The organism is Citrobacter werkmanii (assembly GCF_008693645.1).
GTDB classification, from domain to species: Bacteria; Pseudomonadota; Gammaproteobacteria; order Enterobacterales; family Enterobacteriaceae; genus Citrobacter; species Citrobacter werkmanii.
In genome coordinates, this window is record NZ_CP044101.1 from 2,796,277 (window position 1) to 2,811,634 (window position 15,358).

At 50.3% G+C, this 15,358-nt stretch carries 16 protein-coding genes; 1 reads left to right on the top strand and 15 read right to left on the bottom strand.

Features of this window, described 5'->3' with window-relative positions; translation table 11 throughout:
* Window positions 1-76 precede the first annotated feature (76 nt).
* On the bottom strand, window positions 77-394 hold the full coding sequence (gene pspE, locus FOB24_RS14130) for a thiosulfate sulfurtransferase PspE (protein WP_038640891.1): 318 nt from the start codon (window positions 392-394) through the stop codon (window positions 77-79).
* A gap of 230 nt (window positions 395-624) precedes the next feature.
* Here pspE and FOB24_RS14135 point away from each other — a divergent pair, with 230 nt between their 5' ends.
* Window positions 625-1,635: a LacI family DNA-binding transcriptional regulator gene (locus FOB24_RS14135; protein WP_038640893.1), complete on the top strand. Its 1,011-nt coding sequence runs from the start codon at window positions 625-627 to the stop codon at window positions 1,633-1,635.
* Window positions 1,636-1,666: 31 nt separating this feature from the next.
* Here the strand turns inward: FOB24_RS14135 and FOB24_RS14140 are convergent, their stop codons facing one another.
* The 14 genes from FOB24_RS14140 to pspB form a co-directional block, all read right to left on the bottom strand.
* Window positions 1,667-2,572 carry an OmpG family monomeric porin gene (locus FOB24_RS14140; RefSeq protein WP_121529110.1) on the bottom strand — a complete coding sequence of 302 codons (906 nt, stop codon included), beginning with the start codon at window positions 2,570-2,572 and terminating at the stop codon, window positions 1,667-1,669.
* Window positions 2,573-2,637: 65 nt separating this feature from the next.
* On the bottom strand, window positions 2,638-3,720 hold the full coding sequence (locus FOB24_RS14145; protein WP_038640897.1) for an ABC transporter ATP-binding protein: 1,083 nt from the start codon (window positions 3,718-3,720) through the stop codon (window positions 2,638-2,640).
* Between the two features lie 10 nt (window positions 3,721-3,730).
* Complete coding sequence (gene pgmB / locus FOB24_RS14150) at window positions 3,731-4,399, bottom strand: beta-phosphoglucomutase (RefSeq protein ID WP_150345080.1); 669 nt, start codon at window positions 4,397-4,399, stop codon at window positions 3,731-3,733.
* Window positions 4,396-6,672: a glycoside hydrolase family 65 protein gene (locus FOB24_RS14155; RefSeq protein ID WP_150345081.1), complete on the bottom strand. Its 2,277-nt coding sequence runs from the start codon at window positions 6,670-6,672 to the stop codon at window positions 4,396-4,398. Before FOB24_RS14155 ends, pgmB begins: the two co-directional genes overlap by 4 nt.
* The gene (locus FOB24_RS14160) at window positions 6,669-7,724 is read right to left on the bottom strand and encodes a Gfo/Idh/MocA family protein (RefSeq protein WP_038640903.1); all 1,056 of its coding nucleotides are present in this window, start codon (window positions 7,722-7,724) and stop codon (window positions 6,669-6,671) included. Before FOB24_RS14160 ends, FOB24_RS14155 begins: the two co-directional genes overlap by 4 nt.
* A gap of 10 nt (window positions 7,725-7,734) precedes the next feature.
* Window positions 7,735-8,523 carry a sugar phosphate isomerase/epimerase family protein gene (locus FOB24_RS14165; protein ID WP_038640905.1) on the bottom strand — a complete coding sequence of 263 codons (789 nt, stop codon included), beginning with the start codon at window positions 8,521-8,523 and terminating at the stop codon, window positions 7,735-7,737.
* Window positions 8,524-8,539: 16 nt separating this feature from the next.
* On the bottom strand, window positions 8,540-9,592 hold the full coding sequence (locus tag FOB24_RS14170) for a zinc-dependent alcohol dehydrogenase (RefSeq protein ID WP_069324992.1): 1,053 nt from the start codon (window positions 9,590-9,592) through the stop codon (window positions 8,540-8,542).
* Between the two features lie 27 nt (window positions 9,593-9,619).
* Window positions 9,620-10,462: a carbohydrate ABC transporter permease gene (locus FOB24_RS14175; protein WP_038640909.1), complete on the bottom strand. Its 843-nt coding sequence runs from the start codon at window positions 10,460-10,462 to the stop codon at window positions 9,620-9,622.
* Window positions 10,449-11,330, bottom strand: coding sequence for a carbohydrate ABC transporter permease (locus tag FOB24_RS14180; protein WP_038643191.1), 882 nt, complete (start codon window positions 11,328-11,330; stop codon window positions 10,449-10,451). Before FOB24_RS14180 ends, FOB24_RS14175 begins: the two co-directional genes overlap by 14 nt.
* A 20-nt stretch (window positions 11,331-11,350) precedes the next feature.
* The gene (locus tag FOB24_RS14185; RefSeq protein WP_085048114.1) at window positions 11,351-12,643 is read right to left on the bottom strand and encodes an ABC transporter substrate-binding protein; all 1,293 of its coding nucleotides are present in this window, start codon (window positions 12,641-12,643) and stop codon (window positions 11,351-11,353) included.
* A gap of 13 nt (window positions 12,644-12,656) precedes the next feature.
* Window positions 12,657-14,339 (bottom strand): sugar phosphorylase, encoded by a 1,683-nt coding sequence (locus FOB24_RS14190; protein WP_190971836.1) that lies wholly within the window; start codon window positions 14,337-14,339, stop codon window positions 12,657-12,659.
* Between the two features lie 191 nt (window positions 14,340-14,530).
* Complete coding sequence (gene pspD, locus FOB24_RS14195; RefSeq protein ID WP_038640914.1) at window positions 14,531-14,761, bottom strand: phage shock protein PspD; 231 nt, start codon at window positions 14,759-14,761, stop codon at window positions 14,531-14,533.
* 8 nt (window positions 14,762-14,769) lie between these two features.
* Window positions 14,770-15,129, bottom strand: coding sequence for an envelope stress response membrane protein PspC (pspC, locus tag FOB24_RS14200; RefSeq protein ID WP_004193243.1), 360 nt, complete (start codon window positions 15,127-15,129; stop codon window positions 14,770-14,772).
* Window positions 15,129-15,353, bottom strand: a complete 225-nt coding sequence (gene pspB, locus FOB24_RS14205) for an envelope stress response membrane protein PspB (protein ID WP_038640917.1) — start codon at window positions 15,351-15,353, stop codon at window positions 15,129-15,131. The genes pspC and pspB overlap by 1 nt, the downstream gene beginning before the upstream one ends.
* Window positions 15,354-15,358 lie beyond the last annotated feature (5 nt).

The window sequence follows — 15,358 nt, forward strand, 5'->3', positions numbered from 1 at the left end:
TTCTTATTTATCAACTACCTGAGCGGTGTCAGACGGCATTATTCCTGCCGCCTGTTACAGAAGATATACGGATGGTTTAGTTATTCTCTACTTTTGGCAGCGCGATCTGGTTGATTCCACCTTCATTCGTCACCTGCGTGTAGCCCATTTCAACGAGCATATCCTTCGCCTGCCCCGACTGACGCCCGGAGTTGCAATACAACTTCACGGTGTCGGTCTTATCAGGCACTTCTGTTGCGATACGCGCCTTCATCTCTTTTAACGGAATATTGACGGCCCCCTGAATATGCTGCTGTTGGTATTGCTCAGGAACACGAACATCAATCCAGTGTTCGGCAGCATAAACCGGCATGCCAATGACCAGTGCCAACGCTAATACGCCTTTTTTAAACATAATATCTTCCTGATCGATAGTTGGATTTCACTACAACACTATACGCCAGTTCTTAAGAAAATATTGCGACTGCATTATCATCGTACACACCAGCAGATCGCATTGTTCTTGAGGTAACACATTGTGCGGTGTGTCTTTTGATTTTTCTGTCAGCATTCTGTGATTGTTGTCATTCGGCATTGAACTCCATAATATGTCCGCCATTGACTCTCGGACGGAGCTTGGGATCTATGTCTCCTACCATTTATGATATTGCACGAGCCGCTGGCGTATCAAAATCCACGGTATCGCGCGTGCTGAATAAGCAAACCAACATCTCGCCGGAAGCGCTGGAAAAAGTGCTGCGCGCTATTGATGAGTTACAGTATCAGCCCAATAAACTGGCTCGGGCGCTCACCTCTTCCGGCTTTGACGCAATAATGGTGATATCAACCCGTTCTGCCAAAACAACCGCCGGTAATCCCTTTTTCTCTGAAGTGCTGCATGCTATTACGGCCAAAGCCGAAGAAGTCGGTTTTGATGTCATATTACAGACGTCGCGAAGCACCGAAGATGATTTACAAAAATGTGAGAGTAAAATTAAGCAAAAATTGATCAAAGGCATCATTATGCTGAGTTCTCCCGCCGATGAATCTTTTTTTGCAAGACTGGATAAATATAACGTCCCGGTCGTGGTTATTGGTAAAGTGGAAGGAGAGTATGCCAATGTGTATTCTGTAGACACTGATAACTATCGTGACAGCATCACACTGACAAATGCGCTTATTGAGAGCGGCCACAGTAATATTGCCTGTTTACATGCCCCGCTTGACGTTCATGTTTCCATCGATCGCGTCAACGGGTATAAAGCCAGTCTTCAGGCACATAATATTCAAATACGCGATGAGTGGATTATTGATGGGGGTTATACTCATGAGACCGCCCTGCTCGCCTCGCGGAAATTACTGAGTCAACAGCCGTTACCCGACGCAGTATTTGCCACCGACAGTTTAAAGTTAATGAGTTTATATCGCGTGGCGGCTGAGAAAAATATCGCCATTCCGCAACAGCTTGCCGTTGTAGGCTACAGTAATGAACTGCTGTCATTTATGCTGACACCCGTGCCGGGAGGCATTGATGTCCCAACCCAGCAACTCGGCGAACAAAGCTGTAATTTATTATTTAATCTGATTGCCGGTGAGAAAGGATTGCAGAACATCACCGTGGGTACGCAAATATCGTTGGCCGACTCACTGGTGTAAAAACAGGGGCATAACAATGCCCCTGCACATTTTAGAATGCGTAATTCACACCGATACCCGCATAATGGAATCTGTCGCTTTCACCTTCGTCGTGATCTTCCCATTCATAGGCATATTCCAGTGACATTGATAAACCATTTTGGAAATCATAAGCATACAGTAAACCAAGCCGATTGAAATCATGCCCTTCACGTTCCGGATCATCCTGCCAGTCCCAGTTTGACCAACGATCAAGGCCAATACGGGTGTACGGCGTCAGGGTGGTATTGCCGAAAGACAACGGTAAGTAAGCACGGATTTCCTGGGTCGAGAACTCGCCATTATTACGCGAATCCGCCAGATTAAAACCGCGTTCGAGATAATAGTTGACCGTTAAGCCCACCGTTTCGTTGAAGGTATAATTCAGACCGGTTTCGCTTTCAACGCGGCTATCGGAGTAACCTGTGGTACTCAAGTCATTGACGAATTGATACATTGCCAGCCAGCCGCTAAAACGCAAATCGTCGCTAAGTTTAATATCCCAGTCCGGCTGAACTTTCCAGCGCTGCATATTGGCAGTGTCTTTTCCTGGTTCATTAACATAGTGATAGCCGTAATTACGGAAACCACCGGTCAGGCCGAAATTAACATCCTCGCTTTCGAGGAATTGATAGCGAACTTCCAGTTCCGGGCGATCAAACCAGGTACCGCGTTTCCCCTCGCTGTAATCAACCGGACCTTCCTGATAATAGGCCACAGATATTTTCCATGGTCCATTGGACGCATTAAAATAGACTGACGGCTCAGCCAGTCCATCCATATCTTCGCCCTGACCTTCAACGTTTTCTATTTCGTACATGGCACCGATATTAAAGCGCCAGTCATTTTTTTCAGCGGCCTGCGCACAGGCCACTCCTGCGCTCATAATCAGCGCAGTAGCGGACAGTAGGGTTTTCATTATTATTCCTTGTTAAAATACTCTAAAAAAAACACCAAGATTCGGGGGGTTATCCCCCCGGAATTTTATTGAATAGCCACTTCAGTTTCAGCATCAAAGAAATGGCATTTCGCCATATCAAAATGAATAGTGATATTTTCTCCTGCGTGATAATCATTCACTGCCCCAGCACGGACCACTAACTCATGCCCCCCAACGATGGTATAAAGCATAAACTCAGCGCCTGTTAATTCTGCGACGCTAATTTTTGCTGATACATTATTTTCATTATTAGGCTGCGGATGTATGTCTTCAGGACGAATACCCAGCGTAACGGCCTGATGCTCATAACCCTGCGCTTTTAGCTGTGCTAATTTATTTTCGGGAATGGTTAACTTCAGCGTTTCGGTAACGAATTTATTACCATCAATCGCGCCACGAATAAAATTCATGGCCGGCGACCCAATAAATCCGGCGACGAACATATTTGCCGGGTGGTTATACACCGTTTTCGGTGCGCCAACCTGTTGAACAATGCCATCCTTCATAATCACAATACGCGTCGCCATCGTCATGGCTTCGGTTTGATCATGGGTAACATATATCATGGTGGTATTCAGTTTCTGATGCAGTTTGCTAATTTCTGCCCGCATCTGCACGCGAAGTTTGGCATCGAGATTCGATAAAGGCTCATCCATCAGGAAGACCCCCGCCTCACGAACAATCGCACGTCCCAGCGCCACGCGCTGACGCTGACCGCCGGATAACGCGCCAGGTTTACGCTGCAGATAATCGCGCAGGCCAAGGATTTGCGCCGCCCAGTTAACGCGCTCCTCGATCACCGCCGGAGCAATTTTCTGCATCTTCAGGCCAAACGCCATATTGTCATAGACGGTCATGTGCGGGTACAACGCATAGTTCTGAAAAACCATCGCAATATTGCGCGATTTCGCCGGCACATCATTCATCCGTTTACCGTCAATCAGCAGATCGCCGCCGCTGATCTCTTCCAGGCCGGCGATCATGCGCAACGTCGTAGACTTCCCGCAACCGGAAGGCCCAACAAAAACAATAAACTCTTTGTCTTCGATTTCCAGATTGAAGTCTTTAACGACGTGCACCTGGTTGTCGTAAATTTTTTGAATATGTTGCAACGAAAGCTGTGCCATGTTGAATCCTTTACTTGTCGTGTTGCCAGAAAGCCGATAAGCACGGCCACGTCAGAAATTCGGTTGAAGGGAGCTGCAAGTTTGCCCCGTTCAGCCCCGTACCGATGCCAACAGAGCGCATGCCGCAGGCGTTGATCGCATCCACGCCTGCTTGAGCATCTTCTATGCCAATGCACTGCTGCGGGTCAACGCCAAGACCCGCACAGGCAGCCAGAAAAATCTCCGGATCCGGTTTCGAACGGGTAATCAGCGCCGCATCCGCACAAAAGTCAAAACAAGTGCTAAGATCAAGCGCCTGTAAAATAGTGGGCGCATTGAGCGACACGGAGGCCAGCCCTACCGGAATCCGCTCTTCCCGTAACGTCATTAACAGCTCGCGAATCCCAGGCAATACTGAGTCGACCGTTAACTGACGCAGAGAATGGACATACAGACGATTTTTTCTCTCAGCCAATTGTGCGCAAGTCTCGGGAGTAAACTCCCCCGCCTTTCCGCCGTGGTGCAAAATACGCTGCAGTGACTCGCCACGACTAATCCCTTTCAGGCTGTCATTAAATGCTTCGTCGATCGCAATCCCTATTTCGTCGGCTACCTGCCGCCACGCCAGGAAATGCAGATGCGCGGTATCGGTAATCACGCCATCCAAATCAAAAATGATGGCCTGTGGTTTGAGTATCATTCATCGTCCTTTTTTGTGGTAGCGGTCCCATAAATAGACGTAATAATACCGTCATAGGTAATCGCTGACGTCCCCTGGACGGCGATCTTTTCGCCATTAACCCACAAGGTAATACGCTCAGTGCTGCTAATGCGGATCTCTGCTTTATTGATAGTGACCTGCATATCAACGCCCTGCCAACGCAGTGGGAAAGAGAGAGTTTGCCAATGGTCAGGCAATGCAGGGGCAAGATGTAACTCCCCGTGGCGAACATTCACGCCAGCAAATCCCTGAATTGCGCCCAGCCAGATGGCCCCCGTCGCCGCTGCGTGAATACCGTCATCACAGCTATGTGGATCGTCTCCGAGATCGATAAGCGATCCTTCACGCCAGAAGCGATACCCCTGCTCTGAATCCCCACAACGCGCAGCCACAATCCCATGGATAGCCTTACTCAAAGACGAGTCATGAATGGTGCGCGGCTCGTAAAAGCGCAAGTTCGCCAGACAGGTTTGCGGGTTGAATTGCTCCGGCAGCATATAGGTCAGCATCACCACATCGGCCTGTTTGAGAATTTGCATCTCATTGACCTCTGCGCGGGAGTAATCGAGCAAAATCGTCTGCTTGCCCGCTTTCGCTTTGTAACTGGACAGATCGATAACCGGTTTGCTCAGGAAGGTGTCGTCCTGAGGTAACACGCCATCAGACAACGCTTCCGGTCGCCACAGATGGCGTAAAAAATGCTCAGCACGGTGAATAAAGGTCTCATCGCTACAGCCCAGGCGACGCGCAAAACCGAGCGCCTGCTCCACGTTGTACCAGGCCATGTAGTTGGTGAACGCATTGTTGTTCACATGCTCTGTGTATTCATCCGGGCCAATTACATTGTGGATCTCTAAACGGTCATTAACCATAACGGCTCTGCTGATCCAGAACTTCGCTGTTTCCAGAAGCAGCGTTATACCTTCACGGGACATAAAGTTCATATCCCCGGTGGCATGCCAGTAATTAATCACCGCCCAGGCTATATCCGCCACGAGATGATGCTCAGCCTGTGCGGAGGCCACTTTCTGCCGCAGCCCGGTACGGATGTTGATCGCCGCGAATTCAGGCGTCTCCTCCTCACCGCTGCGCGCGCTCTCCCAGGGAAACAGCGCCCCCTGCCAACCGTTGCGGCGGGCTTTCTCACGCGCGCCCGACAAATTATGCCAGCGGTAACGTAATAAACTTCTTGCTGTTTTCGGCTCGGTGAAGAGATGGAACGGTAACAGAAAGACCTCGGTATCCCAGAAAACGTGACCTTTATACCCTTCGCCTGTCAGACCTTTCGCCGCAATACTGCTGCGCTCATCGTGATCTGGCGTCATTACACGCAAATGATAGAGCGCATAATCCAGCGCTCGCTGATCGCTCATATCATTACTGGTGACCTGAACGCGACGGCTTTGCCACCAGGCATGCCAGTTAGCGGTCGACTCCGCCAGCAGCGCATCGTATCCCTGCTGGGCGCACGCTTCCAGATTACGTAGCGACTGGCGTGCCCAGGTTTCCAGCGACAGGCTGCGCTCGCTCGCCCAGTCTATCCAGCTAATTTTCGTCAGCGTAACGCGTTGTCCGGTTTTCGCCTGCACGCTATTGTGTTGTAACAACCGACGTTCTTTGGCGGTGAAGCAGCGCTGCGCCGCACCGTCTACGTCGCAAAACGTCGCGATCGCGATATCGTTGCGATTGTCCTGGGTGGTGTAAATGCCTTGCAGCAGATGCTGACCAAATACCCGGACCTGCGTTTCATCCAGATGCTGACGTCCATGATTGGTGATCGTGGCATCAATCCCGGTTGAGATGCCAATGCTCGCATCACCATCCAGCGGGGTAACGGCAACTTCCATAGCAAACAGCGGCAGTTTTTGCGCCGAGACAAACCGCCGGCTCTCAATAGCGAAACGTGCGCCGCCGGGCGCTCGCCAGACCAGGGTACGGCGTAATTCTCCGCTGGCAAAATCCAGTTCACGATGCCAGCGCTCAATCACACCGCTGGTTAGCGAGAAAATCTCACCATTAAGCGCGATCTCCACGCCCACCACATCAGGCAGATTAACCAGTTCATTAATTTCACCTTTCCCCGCCCGGTGATACAGTCCCGCCAGATACATGCCGCGAGTTTGTAAGGTGTAGGCTTCTTCGTGGCTGGCGCGAATCCCCATATAGCCGTTGCCAAGCGTCATCAGCGACGCATATTTGTTGAGGCTGTGTGGGCAAAAAGCCGGTTCGGTTAGCATTACTGGCTTCGTCATAAGTCTACATATGTTCCTGTTTCAGCCGATTCATACAGTGCGGCAACCAGTTGTTGAATAACGACGCCCTGCTCTGCGTCCGCAATAGCGACAGGCTCGCCCTGAACGTGATTCACGAAGGCCTCCATGCTGCGAAAATGACGATTGTCATCGGCTATTTCGCGCTGGAACAGCACGTCCAGCGTCCCGTCACGATCGGTATAGACCCGCGCCGGAAATAAGGTCGCCCCGGCAAGATCGCCGCAGAAATTGACGTTCATAATCGATTGTTCAGGAATATTCAGCGCGAAAGAGGTCTCAAGACGCAGGATCCCGCCGTTATGAAATTCGATCGTGCCGAACAGAGAATCCTCAACGGTGTACGTCGCGGGATCCCATGCCCCGAACTGGCCGCTGCTCTTACGTGTGCCAATACGCTGATAGCTGTGCGCGTTAACACGCTTTACCGCCGGGAAGCCCAACACATACATCGCGGCATCAAGCATATGGATACCGATATCAATCAGCGGCCCACCGCCCTGCAGTTCCTTGTTGGTAAAAACACCCCAGCCGGGTACGCCGCAGCGACGCAAAGCGCGGACATTAGTGACATAGATTTCGCCCAGCGCGCCTGCCATCACCTGTTCGCGAAGCAACTGGGTATCCAGTGCGAAACGATGGTGAAAATCATATGCCAGTACTTTTCCCATCCGCCGCGCCGTTTTACACATCTCCAGCGCCTCGTCTGGCGTCATGGCCGGGGGCTTTTCGCACATCACATGACAGCCAGCGTTCAGCGCCAACATGGTGTGTTCATAATGAAAACGATTGGGCGAACAGATGCTGACGATATCTGGCTTTGCTTCGCGTAACATCGTCTGCGGATCGTCCCAAACCTGCGGATTACCGTATTTCTCTGCCAGCACCTGCGCCTGTGACAGGCGGCTGTCACAGACAGCCACCAGTTCCAGATCGTTGCGGGTGCAGTAGTACGAAGCATGAACTTTATCCGCTACCTGCCCGGCGCCGATAATGGCGACACGTAGCGGAGCGCTTGTCAGTGCACTTTTCACGGAAATCCTCTTAGCAGGTACGCAGCCAGGCCAGCGACTGACGGTATGCTTCCGGCAGGTTCTCCGCCCGTACCCGTCCTTCATACACTACGTAACCCTGATAATTATCTTCCCGCAGTTGGTCAAACAGCGCAGAGAAATCCAGCGTACCGCTCCCCGGCTGATAACGATGGTTATCCGCAATATGCACGTGACCCAGCAGATCGCGATTATCGTGCAGCGCCTGCGCCATATCGTCTTCTTCGATATTCATGTGGTAAAAATCACCAATGATTTGCACATGCTTCAGGTTGTTTTCCACGATATAGCGGCGAGCATCCGCCAGGGTGTTGATCATATGATCCTGATAGCGATTGAGCGGCTCGAGATACACCACCGTGCCCGTACGTTCAGCGACTTTATCGAGATAAATCAATGAATCACTGACGGCTTTGCGATCGCCTTCCAGGCTACGCGGAGAGGTCATCGGCGGTAGGCGGAAGGTAAACATGCCCCAGGCGGCAGGGACAATAATCCCTTGCCCGCCGACTTCGGCCAGCGCTTCAAGAATGCGGGTGATCTGCTGTAAACCATTCAAACGACGTTCTTCGATAAAATCACCGATCCAACCGTCATAGCCCCCGCAGGCGGTGGTCACGGGCAGACCTGTTTCTTTGATCGCCGCTTTCACTTCCTCAAGATTGTTGACCAGCAATTTGCCGTCAATTTCAAAACCATCAAAACCCATCTCTTTGATGTAACGGAATTTCTCGAGAATATTTTCCGGGAAAAAAGCCTGATTCTGTGTTCCGATTTTCATTTTCTGCATTCCTTAATTAAAACGTCACGCCCATTTTGATGCTTTGTTCCGGATGGCGATCGACATACTGCATATAGCTTTCCGGGCTGCTGGCGAAGGTAACTACCGGGTCGATAAGCTCTTCACAGTTCAGATAACCGTTCATCAACAGTTCCCAGCAGGTCTCCTCAATGCGCTTGCGATTCCAGCGTGGATAATCTGGATTTGGTTCACTGCAGGCGCGGGAGAAGACAATTTTGGCGTTGTTGAAATGCGCTTCACGGCCCAGGTTGAACCCTTCTGCAAAAGGTTTTGCGAAGGCGACATAGGAGATGGTGCCCCCGTAGGCCAGACCGCGTAACGCTGATTGCAGCGCATCCGCATAGCCGCTGGTTTCGATGATCACATCCGCGCCCTGTTTGCCGGTCAGCTTTTTAATTTCCATGCCCACGTCAGTGCCAATCGGGTCCAGACAGAAATCAGCCCCATGGCGACGCGCGATATCACAACGATGGGCAATCGGATCCACGCCAATCACCACTGACGCTCCCGCTTTCTTAGCCAGTTGCACGGCGATCTGGCCAATTGCCCCTAACCCGACGATGACCACAAAGTCACCGACGCGCACATTGGCATCACGCACACCGCTCATAGCGAACTGTGCAGGGTCATAGCACACGGCATTTTTCCACGAACTGCCTTCCGGCATTTTGCGCAGTTTGTAGTTGTTCACGGCATTAAAGATGACCGTTTCTGCCAGTGGACCATATCCGCAGACAGAGTCGCCGACAGCGTAATCGGTCACATCGCTACCACACTCAATGACATCGCCCACAACCATGTTGCCAAGCTGGAACTTACCGAACTCGATTCCGCGCGGCGCCCCTTCCGGACGCGGCATAAACATTTGCCATTCGCCGTTAAAATCTTCATCAATAAACGGACTGGCAGCGCGGAAATCGACTACTTCAGTGCCATGTTTGGGTGCGCCAAAACGTACGCGGACTTTCACTTCATTGGCGGATACCGCTCTGTCTTCATATTCCACCAGCGCTGCAACACGCGGTTCGGTGGCAACTAACTTCTTCATTTACAACTCCTTAATTAAACTGGCCGCTTAGCCTTTCACGCCGCCTGCGGTCAAACCACTCTTAATAAAACGTTCGGAAAGCGCATACATAATGACCACCGGCAATGCGGTGACCAACGATGCGGCCATCATGCGTCCCCAGATATAGTCAGGCGTACTGAACAGCGCGTTCAGACCGACCGGTAAGGTAAAATTGCTGGCGCTGGAGAGGAAAATCGAGGCAAACAGATAGTCATTCCACGCGACCATAAAGCAGTACACAAAGACCGAAACCAGACCAGACATGGCCAACGGCACGGTGATGCGAAAGATAATTTGCAGACGATTTAATCCATCCATCATCGCGGCTTCTTCTATCTCATCCGGAATGGTGTCGAAGTAGCTTTTCAACATGAACACGGCTGTCGGCAGCGTTTGGGTCACCATGGTGATAATCAACGCCATTTCGGTGTCATAAATGCCGAGGGCCGTAATGATTTTGAACAACGGCACCACCAGCAAAATCCCCGAGAACATGTACACCGTGTAAAAGCTGGCGTTGATGGTCATCCGTCCCTTAAAACGCAGGCGGGACAGCGCATACGCTCCGAGGACGCCGAGAAACACCGCCACCACAGATGACGAGACCGATACCACCAGGCTATTACGGAAGTAGTCAACAAACGGGAAGATCATCGGGTTGAAAATGTCGATGTAATGTTCCAGCGTCCATTGCTGAGGTAACAGCGTGGGATGCAGTGAAATCGCCTCTTTTGCGCTTTTAAATGAGGTCATCAGCATCACAAAAAACGGAAATAACGTGATACCGAGGAAGACAATTAATCCACAGTAAAAGCCGATGCGGCCAAGCGTGCGCTTATTTGTTGCCATTGAGGTTCACCCGTTTTCTGGTCAGCAGGATAACAGCGAAAATGATGACGAAAAGAACGACAGAAATTGCGGCCGCTTTACCCAGGTCATTGAATGCAAAAGCCGTTTTATAGAGATAGACCCCGAGAATATCGACTTTGGTGGTCAGCAGATAAACATCGGCGAACATATAGAACATCCAGATCGTACGCAGCGTGACTACGGTCGCCAGCACCGGCATGATCGCTGGCAGCGTGACGATACGAAACCGTTGCCAGGCGTTCGCGCCATCCATTTCCGCCGCCTCATACAACGATTTATCAATAGTCTGCAAAATCGCCAGAAATGAGATAAAGGCATACGGGAAGTAGCGCCAGATGGCGAAAAGTACAACCAGTGCGAAGCTGCTGCCGGGATTGTCGAACCACAGCGGCGCCTGATCGTACAGATGCAGCAGATCCACGCCGAGGTAGTTCACAATGCCGTAGCCGTTGTTGAACATGTATTTCCAGGCAAACACCAGCGAAATTGATGGCGTTACGTAAGAGAGGATCACCAGCGAGCGCGCCGTTTTTCGCAGACGAAACTCACGGTTAAAAAACATCGCCACTCCCAGCCCCAGCACCGTGCTCCCGGCAACAACCAGCGCGGTATACCAGACCGTCATCCACAGCGAATGCCAGAATCCGGGATCGGTTAAGATACGGATATAGTTGCTCAAGCCGACAAATGTTGACTCAATTTGTGGATTAAGCGGCAGACGCATAAAGCTGATTTCGATGTTAGATATCATCGGCCATGCGACTAAACCACCCAGCAAGAGCAAGCTGGGCGCCAGCAGCAGCATGGCAAATGGCATATCCGATCGACCTGAGAAGAACTTATTCATCACGGCTTTCCATTTCCCCATTAGCGCTGTTCAACAAGGTCATCCAGTTTGGTCTGGCTTGCCTTCATCGTCGTTGAAAGATCGGCTTTTCCTACCGTGACGTTGTGCACCATGGTGCTTATGACACCGGAACCCGTAACGTCGCCCATGCGGGTAAAGTTCTTATCGCCGACTGCGCCAAACACCTGAATATTCGGCAGTTCGGCAATCAGTTGATCGGGTAATTCACCCAGTGCTTTAATAACGGGGTTATCTTTCCACGTTGCGGTATTCACCACTGCTTTATTGACCGGGAGCGCAGCGCCAGGGGACATCATCACCCAGTCAGCAATGTTGTCGGCCTGCTCCATAAAGGTGACAAATTTTTCTGCGGCTTCTGTCTCTTCGGTTTTTTGACCTGCGGTTATGGTCAGCGATGTCAACATGCCGTAGACGGCAGACGTTTTTTCCGTCGGAACCATAAAACCAACATTTTTAGGATCCCCCTCCTTAATCACCGCCGGGAGGATATAGGTGGAATAAATAGCCATCGGCGCAGTGCCGTTCATGAAAGCGTCTTTGACCTCCATGATGTCGTTAGATCCCGGCATGGTATTCATCGCAAGCTGGCGGTAATACTGCAACGCCTGGGCCATCTCCGGCGTGTCGAGCGTGATCTTTCCCTGCGCATCGAAAACGTTAGCCTGGTTAGAGAGCGCGAACTGAGAGAAGGACTGTTCGGTCAATACGCTTTCCGCCGTAGGTAGCGCAATACCATATTTTTTACTGCCCGGATCGTTTAACTTCTGCGCCACTTCGAGCAGTTGCTGCCAGTCTTTCGGCTCTTCCAGCCCTGCTTTTGCCAGTGCATCTTTGCGATACCAGACCCCGCCAATCCAGGCGCTAACCGGTACCCCGGTCCATGCAGAGCCATCTTCGGTACGCACAATACGCAGTACGCCATCATAAAACGCGTCTTCACCCACACCGTTGATGACCTGCGCCACCGCTTTGCGATCGATAAGCGATTCTTTGTCCATGACTTTCGCGTAGTCATGGCTGGTTTCAATGACTTCAGGAAGTGAACCGCTACGTGCGAGGGTAATCACTTTGGTGTTGTAAGCATCCTCTTCAACAGGAACCTGTTTGACGCTGATACCGGGGTTCTCTTTTTCAAAGCGCTCAATCAGTTTGGCAATAACCGCCTGCCGCTCCTGTTCTACAGAAGAGTGCATAAATTCAATCGCGACAGAGGATTTTTTATCATCCTTACACCCGGTAACCAGGGCGCAGGACACCAGTGCTGAAATCAGCACAATTTTAGCTTTAAGCATGGAATGTTCCTTTTTATTTCTTAATCCACATAACCTGCCAGGCGTGTAACGTTAATTCCTTACCCGAAATACTTTCTTCGCTAATCAAATCAAATCCATTTTCAATATCAATATTAATGGTTTGTGTCTGAGCGCTGACATTAAATAAACCAGTAATTTCTTCGCCTGTTTCTGCCGTACGTTTAATTTGCATAACGGCCGGTGTAACACTGTTAATCTTAAAATCACTATCAGGATGAAATGCTTTGTTATTACGCCGCAGAACAATTAATCGGGATAACTCATGGTAAATGGCGTGACGCAAACAAGTTTCATCGGCCAGTTCCGTTTCTATTTGTCTTATATGATATTTTTTACGGTTGATCGCCCGGTTATAACCCAGTTTTTCCACACCTTCATAGTCATTGCGCGATCCGAGGATACTTTGAATATAAATCGCTGGCACACCAGGAAAACTCAGCAAAATGGCATGGGCAAGTATAAAGCGGGAAAATCTTTCAGCATCACTGCTATTACCCGGCGTTAACGCATCCATATAGGTTACGTTAATTTCATACGGGCTTCGGCTACCATCAGGATTATTCTTCCAGTTAACCAGGGCGCCTTCCTGTTGTAATTCCGTCACCAGTCGCATGATTTCATCTTCAGGTAACAGGCCCCGTAACGGGTTGAGGCCAATTCCGTCATGCGATGCGAGGAAATTAAACCATGTGGTCTCAGTCGATGGCAGTTCCAGTGATTGCGCCCACTGACACAATGTCGTTGTATCCTGGCGTTGCACCGCATGCAGCACCAGCGGCGGCAGCGAGAACTGGTACACCATGTGCGCCTCATCGCGGCCATTTCCGTAATAGGAAATGTTATCCTTATGCGGAACGTTCGTTTCAGTAATAATCGCCGTACCAGGTGCCGCGCAGTCAGCAATAGCGCGGAACAGTTTGATAAGCTGATGCGTTTTTTCCAGGTGAATACAGGTTGTCCCTGGCTCTTTCCACATAAAACCAACCGCATCCAGGCGGACATAATCAGCGCCCTGCTCCAGGTAACTCAGCAGTACATCGACCATCGCCAGTAATACCAATGGATTGGCATAGTTGAGATCGATCTGGTCGTCGCTGAACGTCGTCCAGAGATGACGCACAGTATTATCTTTCAGCGTAAACGGGGTCAGTAACGGTAATGCACGTGGGCGCGTGACGTTGCTCAGGTCCGTATCAGGATCCATCGCAATAAAGAATTCTTCATAACCGTCAAGCTGTTGCAAATAGTTATTAAACCATTCGCTTTTAGCTGACATATGGTTACAAACAAAATCAAACATCAGTCGACTGGATTCAGCTAATTGCTTAATATCATTCCAGTCACCGGTTTCTTCGGCAACCTGATAGTAATTAATTACTGAAAAACCATCATCCGATGACCACGGATAAAATGGCAACAGATGCACATGAGAAAATGTCGACTTAAGCCATTCATTATAAAACTGATTAAACGTTGGCAGCGGTTTTTTATCTTCCGCGTAAAATTGATCGGCGTAGGTGATCAGAACGACATCACCCTCATCCCAATGCGCTTTACGGTTTTTTTTAATTAATTTTTGTGATTTTTCTAAACGCGCAACCAGCGCTTCATAGTGAAGTGAAGAAAATGTGTCGCCATAGACTTCACTCAGACATTTTTGGATTTTTTGGTTCACCTTCATTTCTCGTGGTAGCGGTCCCATGACGCAAGAGACTACTCTGCCGGAAATAAGCTGTCAATCAGCTGAGGTGGCCTGGAGGGGGGTTAGAAAAGAATTTTGGCAGCCAAAAAATCGTATTTGTGAGCTGCCGCAAATTAACTGAGGGAATGTTGATTAATTGTTGCTTGCTTTTGTTGTTTCGGATATCAGGGTTGATTACCTGAATAGCGTTTCGACAATTTTGTCGCTGCCCGGCTCAACAAAGGTTCAAGTACTAACGCCAGCAACATTTTTAGCGGACGTCGGGCCACGGACTTCACGGCCCACCCTGCTACTCCAGCCGGGCCATAGCGCAGCGCAGTCAGCAGCACCAGCTTACCTGCTATTTTAAAGCCCGGCTTTACCTTTTGCCCGGCACGTTGCCAGCGATTATTCATTTTTAACCTCACAATTGGCGGAAGCGGCTGCGTAATGTGAAGGTATCAGATGTCACATAACGCTCCATCTCACGCAAACGCTTTTCACTTGCAGCCAGCTCACGATCGACAGCATCCAACAGCTCACCGCTTGATGGCTGCTGTTCTCCGGAAACCACGTTGTCCGGCATCGGATCCAACACAAACGTCAGTACGATGTAGGCGACAAAGGTGAAAAAGGCCAGACCAAAAAAGATGGACAGCACCACCAGGATCCGCACCAGTTTCACAGGAACATCGAGATAATGCGCAATACCCGCGCAAACCCCTTTCACCATGCCTTGCTGCGGTATACGCCACAGTTTTTTGTTCAGATTAACGCCCCCCATTAGCGGTCCCTCCAGTTTGGATGTTCAGCATCAAGGATGTCTTCCAGCGCTTGAATGCGCTCACGCATCCGCTGTGCGTCCTGGTTAAGTTCAGCCAGACGCTGTTGTTCACTTTGCGCCAGCTCGCCGCGACTGGAACGATTGCTGTAATGCAGCCAGAGCCAAATCGGTAAGACGAACAGCACAAAGATGGTTAACGGAATGGCCAGAAATAGCGCGCTCATGAGTA

Excerpts from the sequence above, each read along its gene's own strand:
- FOB24_RS14185 (WP_085048114.1), bottom strand. The coding sequence starts at position 12,643 with ATGCTTAAAGCTAAAATTGTGCTGATTTCAGCACTGGTGTCCTGCGCC.
- FOB24_RS14140 (WP_121529110.1), bottom strand. The coding sequence starts at position 2,572 with ATGAAAACCCTACTGTCCGCTACTGCGCTGATTATGAGCGCAGGAGTG.
- FOB24_RS14165 (WP_038640905.1), bottom strand. The coding sequence starts at position 8,523 with ATGAAAATCGGAACACAGAATCAGGCTTTTTTCCCGGAAAATATTCTC.
- pspB (WP_038640917.1), bottom strand. The coding sequence starts at position 15,353 with ATGAGCGCGCTATTTCTGGCCATTCCGTTAACCATCTTTGTGCTGTTC.
- FOB24_RS14175 (WP_038640909.1), bottom strand. The coding sequence starts at position 10,462 with ATGGCAACAAATAAGCGCACGCTTGGCCGCATCGGCTTTTACTGTGGA.
- FOB24_RS14145 (WP_038640897.1), bottom strand. The coding sequence starts at position 3,720 with ATGGCACAGCTTTCGTTGCAACATATTCAAAAAATTTACGACAACCAG.
- pspC (WP_004193243.1), bottom strand. The coding sequence starts at position 15,129 with ATGGGGGGCGTTAATCTGAACAAAAAACTGTGGCGTATACCGCAGCAA.
- FOB24_RS14170 (WP_069324992.1), bottom strand. The coding sequence starts at position 9,592 with ATGAAGAAGTTAGTTGCCACCGAACCGCGTGTTGCAGCGCTGGTGGAA.
- pspD (WP_038640914.1), bottom strand. The coding sequence starts at position 14,761 with ATGAATAATCGCTGGCAACGTGCCGGGCAAAAGGTAAAGCCGGGCTTT.
- FOB24_RS14180 (WP_038643191.1), bottom strand. The coding sequence starts at position 11,330 with ATGAATAAGTTCTTCTCAGGTCGATCGGATATGCCATTTGCCATGCTG.
- pgmB (WP_150345080.1), bottom strand. The coding sequence starts at position 4,399 with ATGATACTCAAACCACAGGCCATCATTTTTGATTTGGATGGCGTGATT.
- pspE (WP_038640891.1), bottom strand. The coding sequence starts at position 394 with ATGTTTAAAAAAGGCGTATTAGCGTTGGCACTGGTCATTGGCATGCCG.
- FOB24_RS14135 (WP_038640893.1), top strand. The coding sequence starts at position 625 with ATGTCTCCTACCATTTATGATATTGCACGAGCCGCTGGCGTATCAAAA.
- FOB24_RS14155 (WP_150345081.1), bottom strand. The coding sequence starts at position 6,672 with ATGACGAAGCCAGTAATGCTAACCGAACCGGCTTTTTGCCCACACAGC.